21 protein-coding genes are annotated in these 25,539 nt (G+C 67.1%); 7 read left to right on the forward strand and 14 right to left on the reverse strand.

Annotated features, from left to right (window positions below):
• Positions 1-224: 224 nt before the first annotated feature.
• The 4 genes from KF707C_RS22875 to KF707C_RS22890 are packed head-to-tail and all read right to left on the reverse strand — an operon-like array spanning position 225 to position 4,720.
• A complete protein-coding gene (locus KF707C_RS22875; protein ID WP_004421057.1) occupies positions 225-1,220 on the reverse strand; it encodes a DUF4340 domain-containing protein in 996 nt (331 codons plus the stop codon).
• Positions 1,221-1,230: 10 nt separating this feature from the next.
• Positions 1,231-3,063 carry a GldG family protein gene (locus tag KF707C_RS22880; protein ID WP_036992172.1) on the reverse strand — a complete coding sequence of 611 codons (1,833 nt, stop codon included), beginning with the start codon at positions 3,061-3,063 and terminating at the stop codon, positions 1,231-1,233.
• Positions 3,064-3,065: 2 nt separating this feature from the next.
• A complete protein-coding gene (locus tag KF707C_RS22885; protein ID WP_004421055.1) occupies positions 3,066-3,800 on the reverse strand; it encodes an ABC transporter permease subunit in 735 nt (244 codons plus the stop codon).
• Complete coding sequence (locus KF707C_RS22890) at positions 3,797-4,720, reverse strand: ABC transporter ATP-binding protein (protein ID WP_004421054.1); 924 nt, start codon at positions 4,718-4,720, stop codon at positions 3,797-3,799. The genes KF707C_RS22885 and KF707C_RS22890 overlap by 4 nt, the downstream gene beginning before the upstream one ends.
• 226 nt (positions 4,721-4,946) lie before the next feature.
• On the opposite strand from KF707C_RS22890, the gene plsB reads away from it, so the two are divergent.
• From plsB to KF707C_RS22910, 4 genes are all read left to right on the forward strand, one after another.
• Complete coding sequence (gene plsB / locus KF707C_RS22895; RefSeq protein ID WP_004421053.1) at positions 4,947-7,445, forward strand: glycerol-3-phosphate 1-O-acyltransferase PlsB; 2,499 nt, start codon at positions 4,947-4,949, stop codon at positions 7,443-7,445.
• Positions 7,446-7,616: 171 nt separating this feature from the next.
• Entirely contained in the window at positions 7,617-7,883 is a 267-nt protein-coding gene (locus KF707C_RS22900; RefSeq protein ID WP_004421052.1) for a hypothetical protein, read from the forward strand.
• Positions 7,880-8,929, forward strand: coding sequence for a hypothetical protein (locus KF707C_RS22905; protein WP_004421051.1), 1,050 nt, complete (start codon positions 7,880-7,882; stop codon positions 8,927-8,929). Before KF707C_RS22900 ends, KF707C_RS22905 begins: the two co-directional genes overlap by 4 nt.
• 241 nt (positions 8,930-9,170) lie before the next feature.
• Entirely contained in the window at positions 9,171-9,848 is a 678-nt protein-coding gene (locus KF707C_RS22910; protein ID WP_004421050.1) for a DUF4197 domain-containing protein, read from the forward strand.
• Positions 9,849-9,893: 45 nt separating this feature from the next.
• On the opposite strand, the gene KF707C_RS22915 is transcribed toward KF707C_RS22910, so the two are convergent.
• Entirely contained in the window at positions 9,894-13,010 is a 3,117-nt protein-coding gene (locus KF707C_RS22915; protein WP_004421049.1) for an efflux RND transporter permease subunit, read from the reverse strand.
• Between the two features lie 5 nt (positions 13,011-13,015).
• Positions 13,016-14,119, reverse strand: a complete 1,104-nt coding sequence (locus KF707C_RS22920) for an efflux RND transporter periplasmic adaptor subunit (RefSeq protein WP_004421045.1) — start codon at positions 14,117-14,119, stop codon at positions 13,016-13,018.
• 92 nt (positions 14,120-14,211) lie between these two features.
• On the opposite strand from KF707C_RS22920, the gene KF707C_RS22925 reads away from it, so the two are divergent.
• Positions 14,212-14,847, forward strand: coding sequence for a TetR/AcrR family transcriptional regulator (locus KF707C_RS22925; protein WP_036992161.1), 636 nt, complete (start codon positions 14,212-14,214; stop codon positions 14,845-14,847).
• A 63-nt stretch (positions 14,848-14,910) separates the two neighbouring features.
• Here KF707C_RS22925 and KF707C_RS22930 read toward each other — a convergent pair whose 3' ends face one another.
• From KF707C_RS22930 to ppc, 7 genes are all read right to left on the reverse strand, one after another.
• Positions 14,911-15,678 (reverse strand): class I SAM-dependent methyltransferase, encoded by a 768-nt coding sequence (locus tag KF707C_RS22930; protein ID WP_004421040.1) that lies wholly within the window; start codon positions 15,676-15,678, stop codon positions 14,911-14,913.
• Between the two features lie 66 nt (positions 15,679-15,744).
• Positions 15,745-16,572 (reverse strand): isocitrate lyase/PEP mutase family protein, encoded by an 828-nt coding sequence (locus tag KF707C_RS22935; protein ID WP_004421038.1) that lies wholly within the window; start codon positions 16,570-16,572, stop codon positions 15,745-15,747.
• Between the two features lie 53 nt (positions 16,573-16,625).
• Positions 16,626-17,480 (reverse strand): DUF72 domain-containing protein, encoded by an 855-nt coding sequence (locus tag KF707C_RS22940; RefSeq protein ID WP_004421034.1) that lies wholly within the window; start codon positions 17,478-17,480, stop codon positions 16,626-16,628.
• Complete coding sequence (locus tag KF707C_RS22945) at positions 17,480-17,827, reverse strand: hypothetical protein (RefSeq protein ID WP_004421033.1); 348 nt, start codon at positions 17,825-17,827, stop codon at positions 17,480-17,482. Before KF707C_RS22945 ends, KF707C_RS22940 begins: the two co-directional genes overlap by 1 nt.
• A gap of 102 nt (positions 17,828-17,929) precedes the next feature.
• Positions 17,930-18,610 carry a tRNA (adenosine(37)-N6)-threonylcarbamoyltransferase complex dimerization subunit type 1 TsaB gene (tsaB, locus tag KF707C_RS22950; protein ID WP_036992160.1) on the reverse strand — a complete coding sequence of 227 codons (681 nt, stop codon included), beginning with the start codon at positions 18,608-18,610 and terminating at the stop codon, positions 17,930-17,932.
• 85 nt (positions 18,611-18,695) lie between these two features.
• Positions 18,696-19,343, reverse strand: a complete 648-nt coding sequence (adk, locus tag KF707C_RS22955; RefSeq protein ID WP_004421026.1) for an adenylate kinase — start codon at positions 19,341-19,343, stop codon at positions 18,696-18,698.
• Between the two features lie 163 nt (positions 19,344-19,506).
• A complete protein-coding gene (gene ppc / locus KF707C_RS22960; RefSeq protein ID WP_004421021.1) occupies positions 19,507-22,143 on the reverse strand; it encodes a phosphoenolpyruvate carboxylase in 2,637 nt (878 codons plus the stop codon).
• A 201-nt stretch (positions 22,144-22,344) separates the two neighbouring features.
• Between ppc and KF707C_RS22965 the strand changes: the two genes are divergently transcribed.
• Positions 22,345-22,683: a hypothetical protein gene (locus KF707C_RS22965; RefSeq protein WP_004421020.1), complete on the forward strand. Its 339-nt coding sequence runs from the start codon at positions 22,345-22,347 to the stop codon at positions 22,681-22,683.
• Here KF707C_RS22965 and cadR read toward each other — a convergent pair.
• Positions 22,680-23,147, reverse strand: coding sequence for a Cd(II)/Pb(II)-responsive transcriptional regulator (cadR, locus tag KF707C_RS22970; RefSeq protein WP_036992159.1), 468 nt, complete (start codon positions 23,145-23,147; stop codon positions 22,680-22,682). The two genes, KF707C_RS22965 and cadR, sit on opposite strands and share 4 nt — an antisense overlap.
• A gap of 75 nt (positions 23,148-23,222) precedes the next feature.
• On the opposite strand from cadR, the gene KF707C_RS22975 reads away from it, so the two are divergent.
• The gene (locus KF707C_RS22975) at positions 23,223-25,424 is read left to right on the forward strand and encodes a heavy metal translocating P-type ATPase (RefSeq protein ID WP_004421014.1); all 2,202 of its coding nucleotides are present in this window, start codon (positions 23,223-23,225) and stop codon (positions 25,422-25,424) included.
• Positions 25,425-25,539: the final 115 nt, after the last annotated feature.

Genomic DNA, 25,539 nt, shown 5'->3' on the forward strand with positions numbered 1-25,539 from the left:
AAGCTCGGAGCGGGCGTTTCGAATGGCGTTCTTTTCATGACCGCGACCGGAGTATACGACAAGAGTTCGCGCTGAAAAGCACTTTTTTATGACAGTGCGGAATAGCCGCAGAACGCGGCTTGCACGCCCTTTTTTGGTTCTTTTGTCGGATAAAACAGGGCATTGGGAACAGCGGAAGCAGACCCGTCCTGGGGCATTTTTCCGCTGTCCTACAATTACTTGCACTACTTCGCAGCGAGCACGTCCTCGAGCTTTTTGGCCAGCGCCTGGTACTGGAATGACTCCAGCCGATAGGCCCAATCCATTTTGCCGGGCACCTTCGCATCGTCGAGCCGATCACGCCCCTTGAGTACCAGCCAGGGCTGCTCGCCCTGCTGGTAGACCTCGCCCTTCAGTTCGCCACCGTCAAAGGTGGAGAGACTGAAGCGCAAGGCCGGCTTGCCCTTGAACTGCACCTGCGCCAGGGGCGCGTTGTCGGCGAAATCCAGCCCGGCGAACAGGGTCGCCATGCCGTTCGCGGCGGCCTCATAGGCCAGACGACGGCCCTTGGGCAGTTGCTTGACCCTGAGATTGGGTTCATCGGCCGAGTCACGGAAGACTGTCAGGGTATTGCCACTGGGATAGACCACCTCCACCTGTCGCACACTGGCGAAGGGAATGGCCACCACCCGACGATCCAGCCAGCCCAGTTCGCTGGCGGGAATCAGCAGGGCCTGGTCGATCAGCCAGACCTGGTTGTCGCCGTACAGGCGTACCAGCTGTCCCTTGCCCTGTTGCGCCGGCTTGCCCACCAGCAACTCCAGGGGCTCGCCGTCACCGCGCTCCAGCTTGAGGCGGGTGCCCTGCTCCTCCGGAGCCCCTTTCTCGGCCAGGCCGACGCGACCGTGCAGCTCGGGGTTGGCCGTCTTGGCCTCCACCTTGCGCGCATCCGCCAGCGCACGCAGCAGGCCGGCCACGGTCGGGTCCGCTGCCGGGTAGCCGGCCTTGGCCGGAATCACCCAGCCATCGCCCTGGCGCTCGAGGCGGATCTCCGGCAGGCCGGGGCTGCGAATGTCCAGCGCGGTCAACCCCTTTAGCGCGCCCTGAAGCTCGGGCAGCAGCGATTCACGGTTGGCGGTGGCGGGAAGCGACTGGGGTCGCGCCCGCTCCTGCTGGATGAAATAGGCCGTGCCCAGCCCTGCGACCAGCAGGGCGAGGATGATCAGACCTTTGCGTCCCATCTTGTCCTCCTCAGGCGCGCCGACGGCGCCACAGCCAAAGCACCAGCACGCCCAGGGTGAGCAGCAGCGGCACCAGGGCGATGTTGATGAATTTCAGGGTGCGCCCCAGGTCCTCGATGCTGGCATTGAGCTGGAAACGCACCTCACGCAGCTCCTTGCGGATACGCAGCTTCTCCTGGACGAACTGCTGCAAGGCAGCCTGCTGCTCGGGCGTCAGTTCCAGGGCCTTGGCCGGGTCCTGGTTCTGCTGCAGGGACGCCAGCTTCTGCTCGGTGTCGGCCAGTCGCTGCTGGAGCGCCTGCTCCTGCTCGCGGAACTTCACCTCGGCGTCGCGCTGGAGCTGTTCCACCACCTCGAAGGGACGGCTGAAGCGGCCTCGGGAGCGCACGCTGATCAGCGCATCGGAGCCGGCCAGGTTATCCAGGGCGTTGATGGCGAACCCCGAGTTGTCAGCCCAGGGCTGCGGGACCCGCTGGCCGAAGAAATCCTGCACCTGCACCCACATGCGGTCACTGAGCATGTCGGTATCGGCCACCGCGATGACGTTGATGTTCTCCGCCGACTTCAGGCCATCCTTGCGGCCCTCGATGCCGTCCGGGAACGCGGACCCTGCGGGGCCGCTGATACGGGCGGCCAGGGTATAGCGCTCGCCGGTGGGCTTGAGTTCGCGGATCAGCTCCTCCGGGTCGGCCAGCATGCCGAAACGCTGGGCATCGAAGGGCATCGCGTACTCGGAGCTCTGGATCAGCGGGATGAAACGGGTCCTGGCGCCGTCCAGGGGCTTGAGAATACCGGCGGTGGCCACGGTGATGTTCTCCAGGCCCGCCGTGCTGACATCGCCCTGGTCCAGGCTGTGCCTGGGCAGGTTGAGCCAGGCGGCGTGACGCGCCGGCGGCCTGCCCTCGCCCATGCTCACCGACATCGCGTTGGCCCCGTCGCCCAGCACCTTGCCCGGCAGCATCTCCAGCCCCCAGGCCTTGAACAGCGGCGCCAGGTCGGACGCCTTGTCACCCCCCGGTTCGCCGGGCATCTCCATGCCGCTGTCGGCCTCGCTCCAGGGATCGACGAAGGCCAGCAGCTTGCCACCGCGCAGGACGAACTGGTCGATGGCGTAAAGGGTCTGCTGCGGCAGGTTCTTCGGATGCACCAGCAGCAGGACCGAGACCTTGTCCGGGATCTGGTCGACGTCGGCCTTGAGGCTCTCGATCTGGAACAGCTGGCGGACCTCTTCCATCACCATCCAGGGCGGCGTCGGCTGCCGGCTCATCATGTCGAAGCCCCCATTGAGCTGCAGCCCGGAAAGGACACCGACCACCGGCCGCTCCGGCTTGGCCAGCCCCTGAACGAGGCGGCTGATCTCGTACTCGAGGAATTCCTCCTGGTCCAGCGGGAAGAAGGGGATGATCTGGGTGTCGTCGACGCCGTTGGTGCCGGCCAGGCCGAAGTACACCTGATCCCCTCCCTGCTGCAGGGGCACCGCCTGCAGGCCGAACTCGGCCGCCTTGTCCTCATCCTCGGAGAAGGGTTCCGGGTCGATGATGTGCAGGCGGATCCTGCCATCGGCCGCCCGCTCGTAGGCCTTGAGCATTTCCTCGACGCGGCGGGCATAGTTGCGCAGGACCACCAGGTCCTTGGCGGTCTTGTCGGAGTAGAAGAAGTACAGGTTGATGGGCTCGTCGAGCTCGCCGAGGACCTTCTTCGTGCCGTCCGAGATGGTGTAGAGCTTCTGCTCGGTGAGGTCGAGCCGCGCGTTGGTCAGGGTCAGTCCGGCGAACAGGTTGAACGCCAGGAAGGCCAGGGCGATGAGCAGCAGCCCGGCGCCGGAATACATCAGTCTTTTCATGTTCAGTCGGCCTTCTTCAGATCGACCACCACGGCGGTGGCGGCCAGCCAGGCGGCGATCAGGGTGACGAAGTAGAGCAGGTCACGCAGGTCGATCACGCCCTTGCTGATGGCATCGAAACGGGTCAGGAAGCTCAGCGAAGCCACGGCATCCAGCAGCCACTGGGGCGCCCAGGCGCTGAAGGCGTCGAGCACCAGCGGGAAACCGCTGACGATGAAGAGGAAGCACACGCTGACGGCGAGGATGAAGGCGATCACCTGGTTCTTGGCCAGCGCCGACATGCAGGAGCCGATGGCCAGGAAGGCGCCGGCCAGCAGCCAGCTGCCGATGTAGCCGGTGACGATGGCGCCGTTGTCCGGCTCACCCAGGTAGTTGACCGTGATGACCATGGGGAAGGTCAACAGCAACGCCAGCCCGGCGAAGGCCCAGGCGGCGAGGAACTTGCCGGTCACCGCCTCGAAGCGGGTGATGGGCAGGGTCATCAGCAACTCGATGGAGCCGGACTTGCGCTCCTCCGCCCAGAGGCGCATGGCGATGGCCGGCACCAGGAACAGGTAGAGCCAGGGGTGGAAGTTGAAGAACGGGGCGAGGCTGGCCTGTCCGCTTTCGTAGAAACCGCCCAGGTAGAAGGTGAAGACCCCGGACAGCACCAGGAAGATCACGATGAACACGTAAGCCAGCGGCGTGGCGAAGTAGCTGGCCAGCTCGCGCTTGAAAATGACCGGCAACTGCTTCATGCCGCTTCTCCCCGGGTCAGTCGGCGGAACACTTCGTCCAGTCGGCCACGTTCCACATCCAGTTCCTTCACCTTCCAGCCGCGCTCGTGGATGAGCTGGTTCACCTGCGGGAAGATCACCTCGCCGGGCTTGGCGAGAATGGTCAGCCCGCCCTCGATGGCGTTCTCCTCGATACCGGCGACGCCCGGCAGCACCGCCAGGGCCACCATATCCAGGGGCTCCGCGGCCACCAGCGTCACCGCCTGGTGATAGCGGGAACGGCTTTCCAGCTCGAAGGGCGTGCCGTCGGCGACGCGCTTGCCGGCGGCGATCACCAGGGCGCGGGTGCAGACCGCCGTGACCTCCTCGAGGATATGGGTGGAGATGATCACGATCTTGTCCCGGGCCAGGCTCTGGATCAGCTGGCGCACCTGGTGCTTCTGGTTCGGGTCGAGGCCGTCGGTGGGCTCGTCGAGTATCAGCACCCGTGGATCATGGAGGATCGCCTGGGCCAGCCCGACGCGGCGCTTGAAGCCCTTGGACAGGGTCTCGATGGACTGGCCGAGGACCTTCTCCAGCTCCACCTGCCCGGCGGCCTGGGCGACCCGCGCCTTCTTCTCGGCGCCCCGGAAGCCCCGGATCTCGGCGATGAATTCGAGGAAGCCGCGCACCGTCATGTCGCCATAGCAGGGCGCGCCCTCGGGCAGGTAGCCGATCTCGCGCTGGGCCTTGAGGGTCTGCTTCTGGATATCGAAACCGAAGACGCTGGCGCTGCCCGAGGTGGGCGCCAGGAAGCCGGTGAGCATTTTCATGGTGGTGGACTTGCCCGCGCCGTTGGGGCCCAGGAACCCCAGCACCTCCCCCGGTGCGACGCTGAAGGACAGGTTGTCCACGGCTGTATGGTGCGCAAAGCGCTTGGTCAGGTTCGTTATTTCTATCATGGCCTCTGATCCCGAAGGGAAAAGCCCCTGGCCATGCTGGCCTCCGGGGCCTTGCGAACGCTGGCGGACTATAAGGAGTCAACCGCAGGCATTGCAAGACGGCCATTTCGCAGAAAAGTTGCAGCATTTTTATCAGGGTTCCGCCGCCTCCGGTCTTTTGCGGGCGAGCCGGGAATCCGGCAAACTAGCCGCCCCGAGCAATCGCTCGTTTCACACTCGCCGTGCCATGACCCGCTCCCCCTTCCGCCGACTCGCCTTCGGCATCCTGCGCCGCCTGCTCTACGTCTGGGTGCGCTCGGAAACCATCAACCAGTCCGCCTTCAGCCTCAGGCTGGACCGCAGCAAGCCGGTGTTCTACGTGCTGCAGCAACCCTCGGCCAGCGACCTGGCCGTGGTGGATCGGGAGTGCACCAAGGCCGGCCTGCCGCGTCCGGTCCTGCCCGTGGCGGTGGGGGAGCTGCTGGAACCGGCGGCCTTCTTCTACCTGACGCCGGAGCCGGGCTGGTTCGGCGGCCAGGACAAGCGCGGCGCCTCACCGACCCTGGTGCGGGTGCTGGGCGCCCTCGGCCAGCACGCGGTGGACGATGCCCAGATCATCCCGGTGACGGTGTTCTGGGGCCAGTCGCCGGACCGCGAGACAAGCCCCTGGAAGCTGCTGTTCGCCGACAGCTGGGCGGTGACCGGCCGGCTGCGCAAGCTGGTGAGCATCCTCATCCTCGGCCGCAAGACCCGGGTGCAATTCTCCGCCCCCATCCACTTGCGTGAGCTGGTGGAGCAGGACAAGGGGCCCGAACGGACCCTGCGCATGGTCAACCGCATCCTCCGGGTGCACTTCCGCAACCAGAAGACCGCCGTCATCGGCCCGGACCTGTCCCACCGGCGCAACCTGGTGAAAGGCCTCGTGCGGGCGCCGCTGGTGCGCCAGGCCGTCGCCGAGGAAGCCGAACGCGAGAAGATCAGCCTCGCCACCGCCGAGGCCCAGGCCCTGAAGTACGGCAACGAGATCGCCTCGGACTTCGCCTATACCGCCATCCGCTTCCTCGAGGTGGTGCTGTCCTGGTTCTGGAACAAGCTGTACGAAGGCATCAGGGTCAACCACATCGAGCAGGTGCAGGACGTCGCCCATGGTCACGAAGTCATCTACGTCCCCTGCCACCGCAGCCACATCGACTACCTGCTGCTGTCCTACCTGCTGTTCCGCAATGGCCTGACGCCCCCTCACATCGCCGCCGGCATCAACCTCAACATGCCGGTGATCGGCGGCCTGCTGCGCCGGGGCGGCGCCTTCTTCATGCGACGGACCTTCAAGGGCAACCCGCTCTACACGGCGGTGTTCAACGAGTACCTGCACACCCTGTTCAGCCGTGGCTTCCCGGTGGAGTACTTCGTCGAGGGCGGGCGTTCCCGCACCGGCCGCATGCTCCACCCCAAGACCGGCATGCTGGCCATCACCCTGCGCAGCTTCCTGCGCTCCTCGCGCCTGCCCATCGTCTTCGTACCGGTGTACATCGGCTACGAACGGGTGCTCGAAGGGCGCACCTACCTGGGCGAGCTGCGCGGCAAGAGCAAGAAGAAGGAGTCCATCTTCGACCTCTTCAAGGTCATTGGCGCGCTCAAGCTGCGCTTCGGCAGGGTAGCGGTGAACTTCGGCGAGCCCATCAAGCTGGCAGAGTTCCTCGACCAGCAACAGCCCGGCTGGCGTACCGAGGAGGCGGGCCCGCAGTACCGCCCGGCCTGGCTCAACGACACCACCAACCGCCTGGCCGTGCACATCGCCCGCCACCTCAACGACGCCGCGGCCATCAACCCGGTCAACCTGGTGGCCCTGGCGCTGCTCTCCACCAGCCGCCTGGCCCTGGACGAACGCGCCCTGACCCGGGTGCTGGACCTCTACCTGGCCCTGCTCCGCGCCGTGCCCTATTCGCCCCACGCCACCCTCCCCGAAGGCGATGGGCAGGCGCTCATCCGGTACGTGCAGAGCATGAACCTGCTGGCGGAACAGAAGGACGCCCTGGGCAGGATCCTCTACCTGGACGAGCAGAACGCCGTCCTGATGACCTACTACCGCAACAACGTGCTCCACGTGTTCGCGCTTCCGGCACTGCTGGCCTGCTTCTTCCAGAGCGCTGCGCGCATGAGCCGGGAACAGATCCTGCGCTACACCCGGGCCCTCTACCCCTACCTGCAGGCGGAGCTGTTCATCCGCTGGGATGCGGAGGAAGTGGAAGGCGTGGTGGACCAGTGGCTGGCGGCCTTCGTCGAACAGGGCCTGCTCAAGGTGGAGGGGGACGTCTACGTGCGACCGGCACCCAGTTCCCGCCAGTTCGTGCTGCTCACCCTGCTGGCCCGCGCGATCATCCAGACGCTCCAGCGCTTCTACATGGCCATCGCCCTGCTGCTCAACGCTGGCCAGAACCAGTTGAGCGCCGAGGAACTGGAGGACCTCTGCACCGTGATGGCCCAGCGCCTGTCGATCCTCCATGGCCTGAACGCCCCGGAGTTCTTCGACAAGACCCTGTTCCGCCACTTCATCCAGACCTTGCTGGACCAGCGCGTGCTGCGTCGGGACGAGGCGGGCAAGCTGAGCTACCACGAACAGCTGGGCGAGCTGGCCGAGGGCGCCGCGAAGCGCGTACTGCCCGCGGAAATTCGCCTGTCGATCCGCCAGGTGGCCCTCGATCGCCACGCCGAAACCGACGCCCCCGTCCCGGAGGATGTGAGCTGACAGGCGTCCGGGCCTGGCCCTGCAGGACCAGGCCCGGATACCGGAACACAGGTTGCGGAGCATTCCCACATCAGCATGGGAATCACCCCGACAGGTTTACCCCTCCCTCCTCCGTACCATCCGTCCCTGCGCCAACGCGCACCTTCACTCCCTGGTACGGAAGAACCCGCCATGATCCTGAAAACCATCACCGTCGAGAACGAGGCCCGGGAATCGGCCAACGCGGTCATCCTGTGCAGCTTCGCCATCCCCCGGATCGACCGCAACATCCTCGTCTACACCCTCAACGAAGACAGCCGTCACGGCACGTCCAAGGTCTATGTGGCCAGCGCCGTGCCAGAGGACGCCGGCTACCGCCTGGAGAACCTGGAGTCCGAAGAAGAATGGCGATGCGCAGTGGAGGTGCTGAAGCAGATCACCAAGGGGGTGGAAGAATGAGCGGATCGAACCTGCCCGAGTTCCACTTCATCGAGCTCGAGGGCGAGATCACCGGCGGCGACCGGCAGCCGCCCATCGCGACGGAGCACCGCTTCCTCTCGCTCAGCCGCGTCTCGATGAACAGGCTCATCGCCACCCGTGACAGCGCCAATACCGGCGACCCCTTGCCATCCATATCCCCGCCCCGGGTCGACGAGCCCGCTACGCAGGCGTCGGCGCAGATCTCCGCCCTGGCACTGGGCGTGGACTTCAGCCTGCCGCCCGGCGACGGGGTAATCCCGCTCCTGGAGCCTGAGGCCCAGCCCCTCGAAGCCACCGAAGCCGCGCTGTCCCCTGCCGCCGAAGAGGCCGAACCGGTCGAGTCCCCCTCGCCCAGCGCCGAGGACACCCCGGCGGCCCCCAATCCCGAGACGCCGCCCGAGACGCCGGAAGTTGGGGCGTCCGGCGCGATCCCCACCCCATCCCTGGGCCTGGAGACCGACACCGTGCTCGGCGACGTGCAGAGCACCCTGGACTCCCTTGCGGAAATGGCGAAGGACCTCACCCAGCAGAAACTGGACGCCCTCAAGCAACAGGAGATCCAGGAGAAACGACGGCTCCAGCAGCAGGAGCGCGAACGCTTCCTCGCCGACAAGGAAGAACAACTGCGCCAGTTGGAGGCACGCCTGCTTCGGGAACAGCAGGCCCTGCAACGCGAGGTCGAGGAGCATGCGCGCGCCCAGGTCGAACGCAGCGCGGCCCTGAAGACCCTGGCGGAGAACCTTGAAGCCCGGGATCGCAACTCCGCCCGCCTGGCGGAAACCCTGCGTCAGGAGAAAGCCCGCAACGACGAACTGGGGGACACCCTGCAGCGTCGCGGCGATGCCCTGGACGATCGCGAGGCGAGCCTGAATCGCAAGGAGGAGGACCTGGCGGAAAAGCTGAAGCAGCTCGTCGCCGCCAAGGACAGGTTTCGTAGCCTGGTGCGCTCCTTCAACGAAACGGTGCAATTCAACAACACCCTGAACGCCATCTCCAGCGCCAGCCTGGACGAAGGGCAATCCTGACCCCATCGCCCCTCCGGGGGCGATTCCACTGGCCCGCTGGCCGCTTGCGCCCGCCATCCCACCAGCAGGGTGAACGCGCGCATCGAACGGGACGGCGGGCTGATCTTCGTCAGCGCCGAACGGCACTCGGTTAAACTGGATAGGAGCGACCCGGCCCCCTGCGCATCAGGGTCGACCCGGTCCGCTGACGCGCACCTGATGCCGTCCGAACCACTCATCCCCCCGCCACAAGGATGCTGCAATGATTCGAATCGCCACCCTTTGCGCCGGCCTCGCCCTGTCCGCCAGCGCCTTCGCCCTGTCCCTCGCAGACCTCAGCCAGCAGGACGCCAGTGGCGGCCTGAAGGATGCCCTGACCCAGGGCGCCAAGGTTGCCGTGCAGCAGTTGGGCAAACCCGGCGGCTTCGCCGATAACCCCGAGGTGCGCATCGAGCTGCCGGGCAATCTCGGCAAGGCCGCCAGGACGATGAAGATGATGGGCATGGGCGACCAGGTGGAACAGCTGGAAGCCACCATGAACAAGGCCGCCGAAGCCGCCGTTCCGGAAGCCCAGGCACTGCTGGTGGACGCCGTGAAGAAGATGACCGTGCAGGACGCCAAGTCGATCCTGGCCGGCACCGACGACGCCGCCACCCAGTACCTGAACAAAACCAGCCGCGACCAGCTGCGCACCCGCTTCCTGCCCATCGTCAAGCAGGCCACCGACAAGGTGGGCCTGGCCCAGCAGTACAACAGCTTCGCCGGCCAGGCCGCCAGCTTCGGCGTGGTGGACGCCAAGAGCGCCAACATCGAGAGCTACGTGACCGAAGAAGCGCTGGATGGGTTGTTCAAGATGATCGCCGAGCAGGAAGCCAGCATCCGCCAGAACCCGGCGGGCGCCGCCACCAGCCTGGCGAAGAAGGTCTTCGGCGCCCTCTGACGTCCCGCCGCACCAGGAGAAAGGCCCCGAAGGGGCCTTTCTTGATCAGTGGCTGAGGTGGGGATCCGCAGCGGAATCCGGCCGCACCTCCCGGGCCTCCACCGGCTTGACCCGGAACCAGGCCACATAGAGCGCCGGCAGGAACAGCAGGGTCAGTGCGGTGGCGACGATCAGGCCGCCCATGATCGCCACCGCCATGGGGCCGAAGAAGACGCTGCGGGACAGCGGGATCATGGCCAGCACCGCCGCCAGGGCGGTCAGGACGATAGGCCGGAATCGCCGCACGGTCGCCTCGATGATGGCGTGCCAGCGATCCAGGCCAGCAGCGATGTCCTGCTCGATCTGGTCCACCAGGATCACCGAGTTGCGCATGATCATCCCCGCCAGGGCGATGGTGCCGAGCATGGCGACGAAGCCGAAGGGCTGGCGGAACACCAGCAGAAACAGGGTCACGCCGATCAGTCCCAGCGGCGCGGTGAGGAACACCATGGCCGAGCGGGAGAAGCTCTTCAGCTGCAGCATCAGCAGGGTCAGTACCACCACGATGAACAGCGGGACACCGGCGTTCACCGACTTCTGGCCCCGTGCCGAATCCTCCACCGTGCCGCCGACGTCCAGCAGGTAGCCATCCGGCAGCTCGGCCCGGATCGGGTCCAGGGTGGGCGAGATGGCCTGCACCAGGCTGGCCGGAAGCGACTTGTCGTAGATATCGGCGCGCACCGTGACGGTGGGCAGGCGGTTGCGGTGCCAGATGATGCCCTCCTCGAAGCCATACTCCAGGGTGGCGATCTGCGACAGCGGCACGCTCTGGCCGTTGTCGGTGGGCACCGCCAGGCTCGGCAGCAGCGCCAGCTCCTGGCGCTCGCGCACCGTGCCACGCAGGAGGATCTCGATCAGCTCGTTGTCCTCCCGGTAGTGGCTCACGGGTGCGCCGGTCAGCGAACTCTGCAGGAAGCGCGACAGGTCGGCGGTGCTCACCCCCATGGCGCGGGCGCGGTCCTGGTCGATATTCAGCCGCACCACCTTGCTCGGCTCCTCCCAGTCCAGGTGGACGTTCACCACATGGGGGTTCTCCCGCACCTTGTCGGCCACCTTGCGGGCCAGCTCGCGGACCTCGTCGATATGCTCGCCGGACACGCGGAACTGCACCGGATAGCCCACCGGCGGGCCGTTCTCCAGGCGCGATATGCGGCTGCGCAGGGTGGGGAAGTCATTGTTCAGCGTCTGGATCAGCCAGCTGCGGATTTCCTCCCGCTCCTCGATGGACTTGGCCAGCACCACGAACTGGGCGAAGCTCGCCGCCGGCAGCTGCTGGTCGAGGGGTAGATAGAAACGCGGCGAGCCGGTGCCGACATAGGCCACGTAGTTATCCACACCCGGATGGTCGCGCAGCAGCGCCTCCAGGCGCTTCACCTCGCCTTCGGTATTGGCCAGGGACGCGCCCTCGTTGAGCTTGAGGTCCACCATCAGCTCCAGGCGTCCGGACGGCGGAAAGAACTGCTGGGGCACCAGGCGGAACAGCATGATGGAGGCGACGAAGGCCGCCAGGGTCGCCAGGATCACGGTCTTGCGCCGCCGCACGCACCACTCCACGACGCGACGGACGCGCTGGTAGAAGGGCGTGGCATAGGGATCATGGCCCCCGGCGCCGCCGCCATGCTTCTTCGCGTGCAGTTTGGCCAGGTCCGGTAGCAGGCGGTCGCCCAGGTAGGGCACGAACATCACTGCGGCGATCCAGGAAACCACCAGGGCGATGGTCACCACCTGGAAGATGGAGCGGGTGTATTCGCCGGTACCCGACTGGGCGGTGGCAATGGGCAGGAATCCGGCGGCGGTGATCAGGGTGCCGGTAAGCATCGGGAAGGCGGTACTGGTCCAGGCGTAGCTGGCGGCCTTGAGCCGGTCGTAGCCCTGCTCCATCTTGATGGCCATCATCTCCACCGCGATGATCGCGTCGTCCACCAGCAGCCCCAGCGCCAGCACCAGGGCGCCGAGGGAGATCTTGTGCAGGCCGATGCCGAGGTAGTACATGATCGCGAAGGTCATGGCCAGCACCAGCGGGATCGACAGCGCCACCACCAGGCCAGTGCGCAGGCCGAGGGAAAAGAAACTCACCAGCAGCACGATGACCAGGGCCTCGGTAAGCACCTGGACGAACTCGCCGACGCCCGTCTTCACCGCCGCCGGCTGGTCCGAGACCTTGCGCAGCTCCATGCCGGCCGGCAGCTTCTGCTGCAGGCGGGCGAACTCGGCCTCCAGCGCCTTGCCCAGCACCAGGATGTCGCCACCACTCTTCATGGACACGGCCAAGCCGATGGCATCCTCCCCCATGAAGCGCATGCGTGGTGCGGGCGGGTCGTTGAAACCGCGGCGCACATCGGCCACATCACCGATGCGGAAAGTACGGTCACCCACGCGGATGGGGAAGTCGCGAATCTCCCGCACCGAGTCGAAACGACCGGATACCCGCAATTGCACACGGTCGGTCGGGGTTTCGAAGAAGCCTGCGGCAACCACCGCGTTCTGCTCCTCCAGGGCCTGCTGGACCACCGCCAGGGGCAGCCCGAGGGTCGCCAGCTTGGTGTTGGAAAGCTCGATCCAGATCTTCTCGTCCTGCAGCCCCAGCAGCTCCACCTTGCCCACATCCTTCACCCGCTGCAGCTGCAGCTGGATACGGTCGGCGTAATCCTTGAGCACGGCGTAGTCGAACCCTTCCCCGGTCAGCGCATAGATGTTGCCGAAGGTGGTGCCGAACTCGTCGTTGAAGAAGGGGCCCTGGATACCCTGGGGCAGCGTGTGGCGTATATCGCCGACCTTCTTCCGCACCTGGTACCAGAGCTCCGGTATCTCGTCGGAATGCATGGAATCCCGGGCGATGAAGGTCACCTGGGATTCACCGGGGCGCGAGAAGGAAACGATCTTGTCGTACTCGCCGGTCTCCATCAGCTTCTTCTCGATGCGTTCGGTGACCTGGCGGGACACTTCCTCGGCGCTCGCCCCCGGCCAGTTGGTGCGTATCACCATCGCCTTGAAGGTGAAGGGCGGGTCCTCGCTCTGACCCAGCTTGGTGTAGGAAATGGCACCCACCAGCCCCAGCAGCAGCATGATGTAGAGGACGATCTGGCGGTTCTGCAGCGCCCAGGCGGAGAGGTTGAAGTTCATCGCGCCTACTCCTTGGCCAACAGCTTCACCAGACGGTTGGCCCGGTCCACCGGACGCACCTGCTGGCCCTCGCGGAGCACCTGGACGCCAGCCGCCACCACCCATTCATCCGGCTTCAGGCCCTCCAGCACCGGCACCCGGTCCTCGCCATAGGGACCCACGCGGACCCGTCGACGCTGGAGTGTGGAACTCTGCGGGTCGACCACCCACACATAGGGCTGGCCCGCCTCCGCGGTCAGGGCGGAGAGCGGCACCGACAGCGGCACCTCGCCCTGGCTGCGAATGAAGACACGGGCACTCTGGCCGAGCTCCGCCGGCACCTTGCCGGCGAGGAAGGCAACCCGTGCGGCGAAGGTGCGGGACTGCGGATCGGCCGCCGGGGCCAGCTCGCGTATCCGCGCCGGGAACCGCTGCCCGGGCAGGGACCAGAGCTCCACCGCCACGTCCTGCCCTACCTTGAAGCGGTCGATGGCGTGCTCCGGCAAGCTGATCAGCACTTCGCGCTCACCGTCGGCCGCCAGGGTGAACAGGGTCTGGCCAGCAGCCACCACCTGCCCCACCTCCGCACGACGGCTGGCGATCACCCCGTCCTGGGACGCCCGCAGTACGGTGTAGGCGGCCTGGTTGCTGGCCACGTTGAACTCGGCCTTGATCTGCTTCACCCGCGCTTCGCCCGCACGGTACTGGTTCTCCACGTTGTCGTACTGGGAGCGGCTGATCATCTGCCGGTCCAGCAGGGTCCGGTAGCGATCGCGCTCGGCCCGCACCAGCTTGAGATTGGCCTCGGCGGCCGCGACCTGGGCCCGGCTGGCCTCGAGCTGAAGGCGGACATCCTGAGGGTCGAGTTCGGCCAGCGGCTGCTCCTTCTTCACCCGCTGCCCCACTTCCACCAGCCGTTTGGCCACCTTGCCGCCGATGCGGAAAGCCAGCTCCGGCTCATAGCGCGCCCGCACCTCACCCGGGAAGGTGTCCACCGCATCGGCGGCCGGTTCCGGCTGCACCACCATGGCCGGCTGCACCAGGGGCTGCGCACTCTCGCCGTTGCCACAGGCCGTGAGCAGGAGAGGAAGGGTCAGGGACACAGCGAGGGGCAAGGCACGGCGAAACATGATGAATGACCTTTCGCGAAGAGCAGCTGGAATATTTATACTGACGGGTATAGTAAAAATAGCGAACTCACCAGTCCAGTATTTAGAAAGAAATGTCTGACAATTCATTTCCGACCAGCGGCCCCGGCCGCCCAAAAGACCCCGCGAAGAGAAAGGCGATTCTGGAAGCCGCCAAGAATCTTTTCCTGAGGAATGGCTACGACGGCAGCAGCATGGACGCCATCGCCGCCGAGGCCGGCGTATCCAAGCTCACGGTGTACAGCCACTTCACCGACAAGGAGACGCTGTTCTCCGCCGCCGTGAAGGCCAAGTGCGAGGAGCAGTTGCCCGAACTGCTGTTCGAACTGCCGCCGGGCGCCGACATCGAGAGCGTGCTGCTGAACATCGGACGCAGCTTCCACCAGCTCATCAACAGCCGGGAATCCCTGGAGTTGCACCGGGTGATGGTGGCCCTGGCGACCCAGGATCCCAAGCTGTCACGGATGTTCTACGAAGCCGGGCCGCTGCAGATCCTGCGGGAGATGACCGGCTTGCTCGGCCAGGCGCACCTGGCGGGCAAGCTGCGCATCGAGCACCCGCAGAACGCCGCCGATCACTTCTTCTGCCTGATCAAGGGAGGGCACAACTTCCGCCTGCTGATGGGTTGCGGCACGGCGCTGGAGGGCGACGAGGCGGAGCGGCATGTGAAGGAAGTGGTGGAGCTCTTCGTCAAGGCTTATGCACCTTAGCCCTGAAGACTGGCGAGCCGGACGCCTCCCGCTCGCCAGTGCAGCCGGCTTTGTCCGGGCGCCCTAGAGCTTCTTCTTCGGATAGATGTCGTAGCGGCTCGACTTGCCTTCCAGCGCATAGCTCGGCTTGGGCCCCTCGACGACGGGCGCCTTGCGCGGACGCTTGACCACGACCCGGTGGCTGGCCAGGGCCAGGGCCGCCTCCAGCAGCGCCGGCGCGTCCTGGTCGTCACCCACCAGGGGGCGGAACAGGCGCATCTCCTTCTTCACCAGGGCGCTCTTGTCGCGGTGGGGGAACATCGGATCAAGGTAGATCACCTGGGGCGGCTCTCCCGCCCAGGCGCGCATCCGCTCGATGGCATTGGCCTGCAGCAGTTGCATCCGCGCGACGATGGGGGCGGTTTCCGGGTCCAGGCGTCCGCGAGTCAGGCCGTCCTCCAGCAACGCGGCGATCAGCGGCTGGCGCTCGATCAGGGTCATGTCGCAGCCCAGGGAGGCCAGCACGAAGGCATCACGCCCCAGGCCCGCCGTCGCATCCAGCACGCGGGGACGGACGCCGGGCTGGACTCCCACCGCCTTGGCGATCATCTGCCCGCTGCCACCGCCGAACTTGCGCCGGTGAGCCACCGCTCCCTCGACGAAATCCACCCGCACCGGTCCCGGTGAGTCCGGCCCCAGCTGAAGCAGTTGCAACCCCTGCGCCCCCAGTTGCAGGGCGAAGTCGGCTTCCCCGTCGCACGCCAGCCCCAGGCGCTCCGCCCAGGTCGCAAGCGCCTCGGCAAAGGCCGGCTCAAGCGGCTCCGCCCTTACCCTGACTACTTCATCACTCATCGACGCACCACGACCCTGCGGAGAAAACCCGCGCATTCTGCCAGAGCCCGGCGATCAAGGCAGGCCTCAGTCCCTGAACAGTTCGTTGATCCGGTCGAAGGACATCGCCTGCCCCATAGCCCCGAGGTCACCCTGGCGCAGCGCCTCCGCCGCCTGGAAGAACGCGCCGTAAGCCACGCGCGCGAGGTTGGAGCCGAGACTGACACGCTTCACCCCCAGGGCCGCCAGCTCCTCCAGGCCCAGGGTGAGCGCCGGCGAACCCACCAGCACGTTCACCGGCCTGGGGGCCACGGCCTGGACCACCGCCTGGATATCCTCGCGCCGGGTAAGGCCCGGCGCATAGAGCACGTCCGCCCCCGCTTCGGCATAGGCCACCAACCGCCGCAGCGTATCGTCGAGGTCCGGGCGGCCGTGGAGGTAGTTCTCGGCCCGGGCCACCAGCGTGAAAGGAAAATCGAAGCCGCTCACTGCCTCGGCCGCAGCGCGGATGCGTTCGACGGCCAGCTCCAGCGGATAGATGGGCGCATCGGCACGGCCGCTGGCGTCTTCGAGAGAGCCCCCCACCAGTCCCGCTTCGGCCGCGGCGCGCACTGTCGCCACGCAGTCTTCGGGACGATCGCCGTAGCCGTTTTCCAGGTCCGCCACCACCGGCAGGGGTGTCGCGTCGACGATCTGGCGGGCGTTGGCCAGCGCCTCTTCACGACTGACGCGGCCCTCGGCGTCACGGCGCCCCAGCGCGAAGGCAAGACCGGCGCTGGTGGTCGCCAACGCCGGAAACCCCAGGTGCGCGAGCATCTTCGCCGAGCCGGCATCCCAGGGATTGGGCAGGACGAACAGGCCGGGCGCGCGGTGCAGCGCGGCGAAGGCCTCGCCACGTTGAAGTTGGCTGGACATGAGTCAGGCTCCTGATTCCATGGGCGGAAGCAGCAGCCTAGCAGGTCGGCGATCTAGAGCAGGCCGAGCTGCTGCACGGGCGGTTCCGGAATGCGCAACTCCGGCAATCCGGGCAGCCGCTCCCGCAGACCGGCATGGAAGCGCAAGGCCTGGGCGGCGGCGAGATGGTTGTCCGGCGTGTGCAGGAAGACGTTGGGAGTCAGCCCCCGCTCGATCCAGCCAGCCACCTTGTCCAGCCAGGGCTCGAGGAACACCTGGTTGGCGTCCAGGTCGGGACCGCCGATGAAGCGCACCTGGGGACTGGCGCTGAACGCCGTCGGACGCACCGGTACCCGGGGCTTCTTCGACTGGGCATGAAGCACCGCGGCATCCTGGGAATGGACACTGAACAGCGCGCGCGAATCCAGGCAGATGCGCTCGACGCCCCGCTCGTGGAGCAGGCGATTGAGGGCGCGTTCGGCGTCCCCCTTGTCGAAGAAGGCCGGATTGCGCACTTCGACCGCGATGGGCTGCTGGCGAAACTCATCCAGCCAGGTGGCCAGCTCGACCAGTCGCGCCGGACCGAAGGCCGCCGGCAGTTGCAGCCACAAGGGGGCCAGGCGCCGTCCCAGGGGCGCGAGCAGTTGGAGGAAGGCCTCGGTGGCGGCGAACTGATCCCGCAGGTCGCCCTCGTGACTGATGTCCCGGGGCACCTTGGCGCAGAAGCGGAAGTTCGCCGGCATGACCTGGGCCCAGCGTTGCAGGGTGTCGGGGGACGGGCGCGCGTAGAAGGTGGTGTTGCCCTCCACCGCGTTGAATACCTGACTGTAGTGACCCAGGGTATCGGCGGGACGCAGGTCGGCGGGATAGAAGCTGCCGCGCCAGGCCGGCTCGTTCCAGGACGGGCAGCCCAGGTGATAAGGCAGCATCAGGCGTAAAGGTCGAGGCCGAGGACTTCGGGAGCGTCGGCTTCGAAGGCGAAACTGGCCGTGGTGGTGTAGCTGGCGATGGCCTGGGCGGCACGATTGCCGACGGCGTTGCGCTGCGGCTGGATCAGGTCCTGGGGCCGCACCGGCAGGCTGTCCCCGGAGGCATTGCCGGCCTGCACACGACGGGGCTGGGCGGACTGCTCGTAACCCTGGGTGGACGACGGCGAGGCGGGTTGCTCGCGGCGAGCCTCTTGCTCGCGCTGGACCTCGCGAAATGGCGTGACCGCGCTGCCCTGGCGGGGGCTGCGCTCCAGCGGATAGGAGGAGGTGAAGCCATCGATGCGCATCGGTTACCGCTCGGCAATGCTGGCGATTCGAAATGAATGCCGGAGGACTCTAGCCGCCCTGAAAAACCATGGCAATCGCCGGCGGGAGGTCACAGCAAGATTCTAGTTCGGCGCCTTGGGTGTGGCGACATTGTCCCGCAGGTAAATGGGCTGAGCCTGATCGGCGGGCACGCCTTCGCCCCGTGCCCAGGCGAAGCGGGCCAGCGCCAGCAGATCCTCGGCATGGGGCAGCAGGTCCGCCGACTGGCCACTGACGGGCACGGGAATCCGCGCGGCGAAGGTGCCCCAGCCAGTGCCGGCGCCGTACCACTGGCCGGCCGCATCCCGGGGCAGCGCGGCCTGTTCGGGAGGCAGCACGGCCTCCACGCCGGCCAGGCGCATCTCCCCCTGCTCCAGGCGGTAACAGCCCCAATAGACCTCGTCCATGCGCGCATCGATGGCCGCGGCCACCTGGGTCACGCCCTGCTCGCGATGGGCGCGTTGGGCCAGCACCGCCAGGTCGGAGACCGGCAGCACCGGACGGTCGAGGGCGAAAGCCAGCCCCTGGACCACGCCGATGGCGATGCGCACGCCGGTGAAGGCTCCCGGGCCGCGACCGAAGGCGATGGCGTCCACCGCCGAGAGCGGCAGCCCGGCCTCGCCCAGCAGTTGCTGGATCATCGGCAGCAGGCGCTGGGCATGCAGGCGCGGGATCACCTCGTAGTGGCTGAGCACCCTGCCGTCATGCAGCAGGGCAACGGAGCAGGCTTCGGTGGCGGTATCCAGGGCCAGCAGAGTGGTCATCGGGTCGTCCAGGCGCGGAAAAAAGGCGGGCATTATAAACGCGAACGGCCCGCAAGCGGGCCGTCGATCGGATAGGGGCTGCGACTCAGCTGAGGGCGGCCAGTACCTTGCCGGTGATCTCGTCCACCGAACCCACGCCTGCGATGGCGCTGTACTTCGGGGTGCCTTCGGCGGCGGAAAGCTTCTGGTAGAAATCCACCAGCGGCTTGGTCTGGGAGTGGTAGACCGCCAGGCGCTTGCGCACGGTCTCTTCCTTGTCGTCGTCGCGCTGGATCAGGTCCTCGCCGGTCTCGTCGTCCTTGCCGGCGACTTTCGGCGGGTTGTGCTCGGTGTGGTACACGCGGCCGGAAGCCGGATGCACGCGACGGCCGGCGATACGGCTGACGATTTCCTCGTCATCCACGGCGATTTCCACCACGTGGTCGATGCTCACGCCCGCTTCCTTCATGGCCTCGGCCTGGGGGATGGTCCGGGGGAAACCGTCGAAGAGGAAGCCATTGGCGCAGTCGGGCTGGGCAATGCGTTCCTTGACCAGGTTGATGATCAGGTCGTCGGACACCAGGCCACCGGCATCCATCACGGCCTTGGCCTTCAGGCCCAGCTCGGTGCCGGCCTTGACCGCTGCGCGCAGCATGTCGCCAGTGGAAATTTGCGGAATGCCGAACTTCTTGGTGATGAACCCGGCTTGAGTACCTTTGCCGGCACCAGGGGCCCCCAGCAGAATCACGCGCATCGATGTGCTCCTCAAAGATTTTATTTTCAAATCGGTCGGATTCGCCTCGTGGGGCCAATCTCGGAATAGGTGTTTCGGCGTCGCTGACGGGCCAAAAAGGACGTTCAAGATACACAGCGCCCCTATGGCGCACAAGACGCCGGAAGTGGGAGGAAAACCGGCCTCAACCGGTGTTCCTCAGGCCTGCGGCGATACCCGCGACACTCACCAGCAGGGCCTGTTCCAGCGGGCCCTCGGCATGCTGCTCGCAACGCCTGGAACGGGCCAGAAGCTCCGTCTGAAGCAGGTGCAGCGGGTCAAGGTAGGTGTTGCGCACGCTGATGGCCTCGCGGGTCTCCGGGCTCTGCGCCAGGAGCTCCGACTGCCCGGTCAGGGCCAGTACCGAAGTACCGGCCTGCGACAATAGGTCGCGCAACTGCGCACCCAGTGTTTTCAGCTCATCGGACACCAGGCGTTCGTCATAGAGCGCCGCGATATTCATGTCCGATTTGGCCAGCACCATCTCCAGCATATCGATGCGCGTGGCGAAGAACGGCCAGCGCTCGCGCATGCGCGCCAGCAACGGGGTTTCACCGCGCTGGGCAGCCTTCGCCAGGGCCGCCTCCCAACCCAGCCAGGCCGGCAGCATCAACCGCGTCTGGGTCCAGGCGAAGATCCAGGGAATCGCCCGCAGGCTTTCCACGCCGCCGGCACGCCGCTTGGCCGGGCGACTGCCCAGGGGCAGGCGTCCCAGTTCCTGCTCAGGCGTGGCCTGGCGGAAGTAGTCGACGAACTGGGGATGCCCCCGCACCACCGCGCGATAGGCGGCGACGCCGTCGGCGGCCAGCCGGTCCATGGCCGCGCGCCAGGCCGGCTCGGGCTCCGGCGGCGGTAGCAGGGTGGCCTCCAGTACCGCCGCCAGGTAGGTGTTGAGATTCTGCTCGGCGATGCCCGGCAGGCCGAACTTGAAGCGGATCATCTCGCCCTGCTCCGTGGTGCGGAAACGTCCCGCCACCGAGCCCGGCGGTTGCGACAGGATCGCCGCGTGGGCGGGACCACCGCCCCGTCCGACGGTGCCGCCGCGACCGTGGAACAACAGCAGTTCCACCTGGTGCGCCCGGCAGACCTCCACCAGCTTTTCCTGGGCGCGGTACTGGGCCCAGGCGGCGGCCACGGTCCCGGCGTCCTTGGCCGAATCGGAGTAACCGATCATCACCTCCTGGGGGCCATGCAATCGTGCGCGATAGCCCGGAAGGCCCAGCAGCCGGTCGATGGCGGGCCCGGCGTGATCCAGGTCCGCCAGGGTTTCGAAGAGTGGCACCACACGGATCGGCCGTTGCAACCCGGCCTCCTTGAGCAGCAGTTGCACCGCCAGCACATCGGACGGCGCGCCGGCCATGGAGATCACGTAGGAGCCCAGTGACGCCGCCGGCGCGTTGGCCACGACCCGGCAGGTGGCGAGCACCTCGGCGGTATCGGCGGAGGGACGGTAGTGGGATGGCAGCAGCGGCCGCCGGTTGTCCAGCTCGCGCTGGAGGAAGGCCAGGCGCTGTTCCTCGTCCCAGTCGCTGTAATCGCCCAGCCCCAGGTAATCGGTGATTTCCGCCAGGGCGGCGGCGTGACGACCGGCGTCCTGGCGGATGTCGAGGCGTACCAGGAACAGGCCGAAAGTGACCGCCCGGCGCAGGCAGTCCAGCAGTGCGCCATCGGCGATCACGCCCATGCCGCAGGCATGCAGGGAGTGATAGCAGAGCTCCAGGGGCTCCAGCAGTTGGCTGTTCTCGTTGAGCACCTCCGGCCCGGGGGCGAGGTCCCGCTCCAGGGCCGCCTCGGCCCAGGCGCGGGTGGCCCGCAGGCGATCCCGCAGCTGCTTGAGCACCGCACGATAGGGTTCCGGGTGCACGCCCACCTGGATGCGCAGCTCCTCGCTGGCCTGTTGCATGGACAGCTCGGCGGCCAGGTGGTCGACGTCCCGCAGGTAGAGATCGGCGGCCATCCAGCGCGCCAGCAGCAGCACCTTCCGGCTGATGGCGGCGGTGACATTGGGGTTGCCGTCGCGGTCGCCGCCCATCCAGGACGCGAAGCGCAGGGGCGCGGCGGTCAGCGGAAGGCGCAGGCCGGTCGCGTCATGCAGCACCTGGTCGACATGCCGAAGCACGTTCGGCACCGCCTGCCAGAGCGAATGCTCGATCACCGCGAAGCCCCACTTCGCCTCGTCCACCGGCGTCGGCCGCGTGCGACGGATCTCTTCCGTGTGCCAGGCCTCGGCGACCAGCCGCGACAGGCGCTGGCGTCCCCGCGCGCGCTCGGCGTCCAGCAGGTCGTCATGATCCAGGGCGGCCAGCTCGGCCGCCATGGCGTCGTACTTCTGGATCAGGGTACGTCGCTGGACTTCCGTGGGATGGGCGGTGAGCACCAGCTCGATCTCCAGCCGCCCGAGCTGCCGGGCCAGTTGCTCCTTGCCATGCCCCGCCGCCAGCAAGCGCTGCAGCAGGTCGGCCAGGGCGCGCTCCTCGAAGGGACGTGGCTCATCCGGGCCGCGTCGGCGGATACGGTGGTACTGCTCGGCGATGTTGGCCAGGTTGAGGAACTGGTTGAACGCCCGGGCCACCGGCAGCAACTCGTCCTCGGTCAGCCCGTCGAGGGTCTCGTTGAGCTGGCGTTCGCCCTGGGCCGAGCCCTGGCGCGCCGCCTTGGCGCCCTTGCGGATTCGCTCGATCTTGTCCAGGAAGGCCTCGCCCAACTGGTCACGAATGGTGTCGCCGAGCAACTCGCCGAGCAGGTGGACATCCTCGCGCAGGCGCGCATCGATTTCGGCCATTTCCGTCTCTCCGTCACTGGATTCGACCTCCAGCTTGCCGAGAGCGCCATCCCGTTACAAGGGTGCGACGAACGGCGTGTCCGGGGCCATTCGCGAGCTAGTCTGAACAATAGCCGCCATCGTGCATGACGACTCCCGGGCGACAAAGAGCGTCCGCGGCTCAATGCCACCCACCATCAGTGGGAAGAGGATGAGGTGCCTATGAAGATCCGAGAACTGGTCCGCCATTGGGAGCAGAACGCCAAGGGCCGCCTGACCCGCAGCCAGTACAACGTTCACCTGGACCTGGAGTCCGCCGCGCGCCTGGCGGCTCTTTCCGAGATGTACCCCAAGCGCAGCGTGGAGGAGCTGATCGGCGAACTGGTGGGCGCAGCCCTGGAGGAACTGGAAGCCAGTTTCCCCTACGTCAAGGGCAGCCAGGTGGTCGCCACCGACGAGCAGGGGGATCCGCTCTACGAAGACATCGGGCCAACGCCACGCTTCCTGGCGCTTTCAAAGCGTTACCTCCAGCAGATGCAGCGCGAGAACACGAGCCACTAGCCCCGTCGGTGCACGCCGGGTACGTGCAGGTGCCCGGCATGGGCGCACTCCTCGGTGGCGACCGGCGACGGCCCGGGCTGCTCCAGCTCACGGAGAATGCCGCAGGCCTCGCTGGCGCCCTCCCCGCTGCAACGTGCCCGCAGGTCGCGAAGCTGGCCACGCAGGGATTCGAGTTCCGCGATGCGCACTTCCACATGGTGCAGGTGCTCCTCGATCAGCCGGTTGGCGCTGCCGCACTCGGCCTCGGGGCGGTCACGCAGGGCCAGCAGGGCGCGGATTTCCTCCTGGGTCATGTCCAGGGAGCGGCAGTGGCGGATGAAGGACAGCCGCTCGACATGGCCCGCGTCGTACTGCCGGTAGTTTCCCGCGCTTCGGGAGGGTGCCGGCAGCAGCCCTTCGCGCTCGTAGTAGCGGATGGTCTCCACCGGGCAGCCGGTACGGGCAGCCAGTTCGCCGATTTTCATTTCCACCCCCTGTTGACCCTGTAGTTACTACAGGGTGTGCAATGGCTGCAGAAGCGTCAAACAGGAAGTGACCCCATGAGCCAAGAGTGCTGCCACAACCATGATCACCGCCCCCCTCATGCCCGCCAGCCGAACCGGACCGGGCCCGATGCCATCGCCGCCGCGACGCTCGTCACCGACGCGCGCTGGAGCCAGCTGCGGATCGACGCCATGGACTGCCCCACCGAGGAACGCCTGATCCGCAATGCCCTGGGCAAGGTGCCGGCCATCGAGGCGCTGGAGTTCAACCTGATGCAGCGGCTGCTCCGCGTACGCCACCGCTTCGAGGATGTGGAGCCCCTGCAACGCCTGATCGAAGGGCTGGGAATGCAGGCCATCCCCCTGGCCGAGGGCGCGTCCGCCAGCGCGCCGGCCGAGGTGAAGAAACCCTGGTGGCCCCTGGCGCTGGCCGGCATCGCGGCCCTGGCGGCGGAGGTCTGCGAATGGTTCGCCCTGGCACCGGAAGCCCTGGTCGCGGCCCTGGCCATCCTCGCCATCCTGGTCGCCGGCCTGCCCACCTACAAGAAGGGCTGGATCGCGCTGAAGAACCGCAACCTGAACATCAATGCCCTGATGAGCATCGCCGTGACCGGTGCGCTGCTGATCGGACAATGGCCTGAAGCCGCCATGGTCAGCGTGCTCTTCGCCATCGCCGAGCTGATCGAGGCCCGCTCCCTGGAACGGGCCCGCAACGCCATACGCGGGCTGCTGCAACTGGCACCGGAACAGGCCAGGGTGTTCGAGAGCGGTCGATGGATAGAGCGTCCGGCACGCGAAGTACCGCCCGGCACGCGCGTGCGGGTTCGCCCCGGCGAGCGCATCGCCCTGGACGGCGAGGTACTCAGTGGCCGCTCCAGCGTCAACCAGGCCCCCATCACCGGCGAAAGCCTGCCGGTGGAGAAGGCACAGGGCGCGCCCCTGTTCGCCGGGACCATCAACGGCGAAGGCGAGCTGGAATACCGCTCCACCCGCGCCGCCGGCGACAGCACCCTGGCGCGCATCATCCACGCGGTGGAGTCGGCCCAGGGCTCACGCGCACCGACCCAGCGCTTCGTCGACCGTTTCGCCCGCATCTACACGCCGGTGGTCATCGCCATCGCCGTCCTCACCGCGCTGCTGCCGCCCCTGCTACTGGACGGGGCCTGGCTGGACTGGCTCTACCGCGCCCTCGTCCTGCTGGTGATCGCCTGCCCCTGCGCGCTGGTGATCTCCACCCCCGTGACCATCGTCAGCGGCCTGGCCGCCGGCGCCCGCGGCGGCATCCTGATCAAGGGCGGCGTCTTCCTCGAACTGGGCCGCAAGCTCGCCTGGGTGGCCCTGGACAAGACAGGCACCCTCACCGAGGGCCGTCCCCGACAGGCCGGCATGGAACTGATCGGGAGCCTCGACCGGCAGGCGCGCGCCATCGCCGCCAGCCTCGCCGCGCGCTCCGACCATCCGGTCTCCCAGGCCATCGCCCGTGCCGCGGAGGAGGACGGCATCGCCCTCTACGGAGTGGATCGCCTGACCGCCCTGCCCGGCCGCGGCGTCAGCGGCCTGATCGATGGGCGTACCTACCACCTGGGCAACCATCGCCTGGTGGAGGACCTGGGCCTCTGCTCCCCGGCGCTGGAGACCCGCATGGACGCCCAGGAATCACAGGGCCGGACCCTGGTCGCGCTGTGCGACGAGCAAGCGGTGCTGGCCTTGTTCGCCGTGGCGGACAGGGTGCGCGAGAGCAGCCGCGAAGCCATCGCGGAACTGCATGAACTGGGGGTCAAGACCCTGATGCTCTCCGGCGACAACCCCCACACGGTGGCCACCATCGCCCGCGAGGTCGGTATGGACGACGCCCGGGGCAACCTGCTGCCGGAGGACAAGCTGGCGGAGATCGGTCGGCGCCAGGCAACCGGTGCACCCGTGGGCATGGTGGGCGACGGCATCAACGATGCCCCGGCGCTGGCCAAGGCCGATATCGGTTTCGCCATGGGCGCCGCCGGCACCGACACGGCCATCGAGACCGCCGGCGTGGCGCTGATGGACGACGACCTGCGCAAGCTGCCCCAGTTCATCCGTCTCTCCCGCCGCACCCATGCCGTGCTGATGCAGAACATCACCCTGGCGCTGGGCATCAAGGCGGTGTTCCTCGCACTCACCCTGATGGGCCAGGGCACCCTGTGGATGGCGGTGTTTGCCGATATGGGCGCCAGCCTGCTGGTGGTCTTCAACGGGTTGCGGTTGTTGCGTGGGCCACGGTGATGGGTTTCGCTGCGCTCTACGCCATCCTAAGGGGCGCGGTGCGGGGCCTGGCGTTGGTAGGAGCCGGCGTGCCGGCGAATGGCGTGCAGCCTTGTGGGTGGAGGTCGCCTTTTAC

The organism is Pseudomonas furukawaii, from assembly GCF_002355475.1.
In the GTDB taxonomy this organism is placed as follows: Bacteria; Pseudomonadota; Gammaproteobacteria; order Pseudomonadales; family Pseudomonadaceae; genus Metapseudomonas; species Metapseudomonas furukawaii.

What these genes read in the sequence shown, in the direction of transcription:
- KF707C_RS22875 (WP_004421057.1), bottom strand. Translation starts at nt 1,220, where the DNA reads ATGGGACGCAAAGGTCTGATCATCCTCGCCCTGCTGGTCGCAGGGCTG.
- KF707C_RS22880 (WP_036992172.1), bottom strand. Translation starts at nt 3,063, where the DNA reads ATGAAAAGACTGATGTATTCCGGCGCCGGGCTGCTGCTCATCGCCCTG.
- KF707C_RS22885 (WP_004421055.1), bottom strand. Translation starts at nt 3,800, where the DNA reads ATGAAGCAGTTGCCGGTCATTTTCAAGCGCGAGCTGGCCAGCTACTTC.
- KF707C_RS22890 (WP_004421054.1), bottom strand. Translation starts at nt 4,720, where the DNA reads ATGATAGAAATAACGAACCTGACCAAGCGCTTTGCGCACCATACAGCC.
- plsB (WP_004421053.1), top strand. Translation starts at nt 4,947, where the DNA reads ATGACCCGCTCCCCCTTCCGCCGACTCGCCTTCGGCATCCTGCGCCGC.
- KF707C_RS22900 (WP_004421052.1), top strand. Translation starts at nt 7,617, where the DNA reads ATGATCCTGAAAACCATCACCGTCGAGAACGAGGCCCGGGAATCGGCC.
- KF707C_RS22905 (WP_004421051.1), top strand. Translation starts at nt 7,880, where the DNA reads ATGAGCGGATCGAACCTGCCCGAGTTCCACTTCATCGAGCTCGAGGGC.
- KF707C_RS22910 (WP_004421050.1), top strand. Translation starts at nt 9,171, where the DNA reads ATGATTCGAATCGCCACCCTTTGCGCCGGCCTCGCCCTGTCCGCCAGC.
- KF707C_RS22915 (WP_004421049.1), bottom strand. Translation starts at nt 13,010, where the DNA reads ATGAACTTCAACCTCTCCGCCTGGGCGCTGCAGAACCGCCAGATCGTC.
- KF707C_RS22920 (WP_004421045.1), bottom strand. Translation starts at nt 14,119, where the DNA reads ATGTTTCGCCGTGCCTTGCCCCTCGCTGTGTCCCTGACCCTTCCTCTC.
- KF707C_RS22925 (WP_036992161.1), top strand. Translation starts at nt 14,212, where the DNA reads ATGTCTGACAATTCATTTCCGACCAGCGGCCCCGGCCGCCCAAAAGAC.
- KF707C_RS22930 (WP_004421040.1), bottom strand. Translation starts at nt 15,678, where the DNA reads ATGAGTGATGAAGTAGTCAGGGTAAGGGCGGAGCCGCTTGAGCCGGCC.
- KF707C_RS22935 (WP_004421038.1), bottom strand. Translation starts at nt 16,572, where the DNA reads ATGTCCAGCCAACTTCAACGTGGCGAGGCCTTCGCCGCGCTGCACCGC.
- KF707C_RS22940 (WP_004421034.1), bottom strand. Translation starts at nt 17,480, where the DNA reads ATGCTGCCTTATCACCTGGGCTGCCCGTCCTGGAACGAGCCGGCCTGG.
- KF707C_RS22945 (WP_004421033.1), bottom strand. Translation starts at nt 17,827, where the DNA reads ATGCGCATCGATGGCTTCACCTCCTCCTATCCGCTGGAGCGCAGCCCC.
- tsaB (WP_036992160.1), bottom strand. Translation starts at nt 18,610, where the DNA reads ATGACCACTCTGCTGGCCCTGGATACCGCCACCGAAGCCTGCTCCGTT.
- adk (WP_004421026.1), bottom strand. Translation starts at nt 19,343, where the DNA reads ATGCGCGTGATTCTGCTGGGGGCCCCTGGTGCCGGCAAAGGTACTCAA.
- ppc (WP_004421021.1), bottom strand. Translation starts at nt 22,143, where the DNA reads ATGGCCGAAATCGATGCGCGCCTGCGCGAGGATGTCCACCTGCTCGGC.
- KF707C_RS22965 (WP_004421020.1), top strand. Translation starts at nt 22,345, where the DNA reads ATGAAGATCCGAGAACTGGTCCGCCATTGGGAGCAGAACGCCAAGGGC.
- cadR (WP_036992159.1), bottom strand. Translation starts at nt 23,147, where the DNA reads ATGAAAATCGGCGAACTGGCTGCCCGTACCGGCTGCCCGGTGGAGACC.
- KF707C_RS22975 (WP_004421014.1), top strand. Translation starts at nt 23,223, where the DNA reads ATGAGCCAAGAGTGCTGCCACAACCATGATCACCGCCCCCCTCATGCC.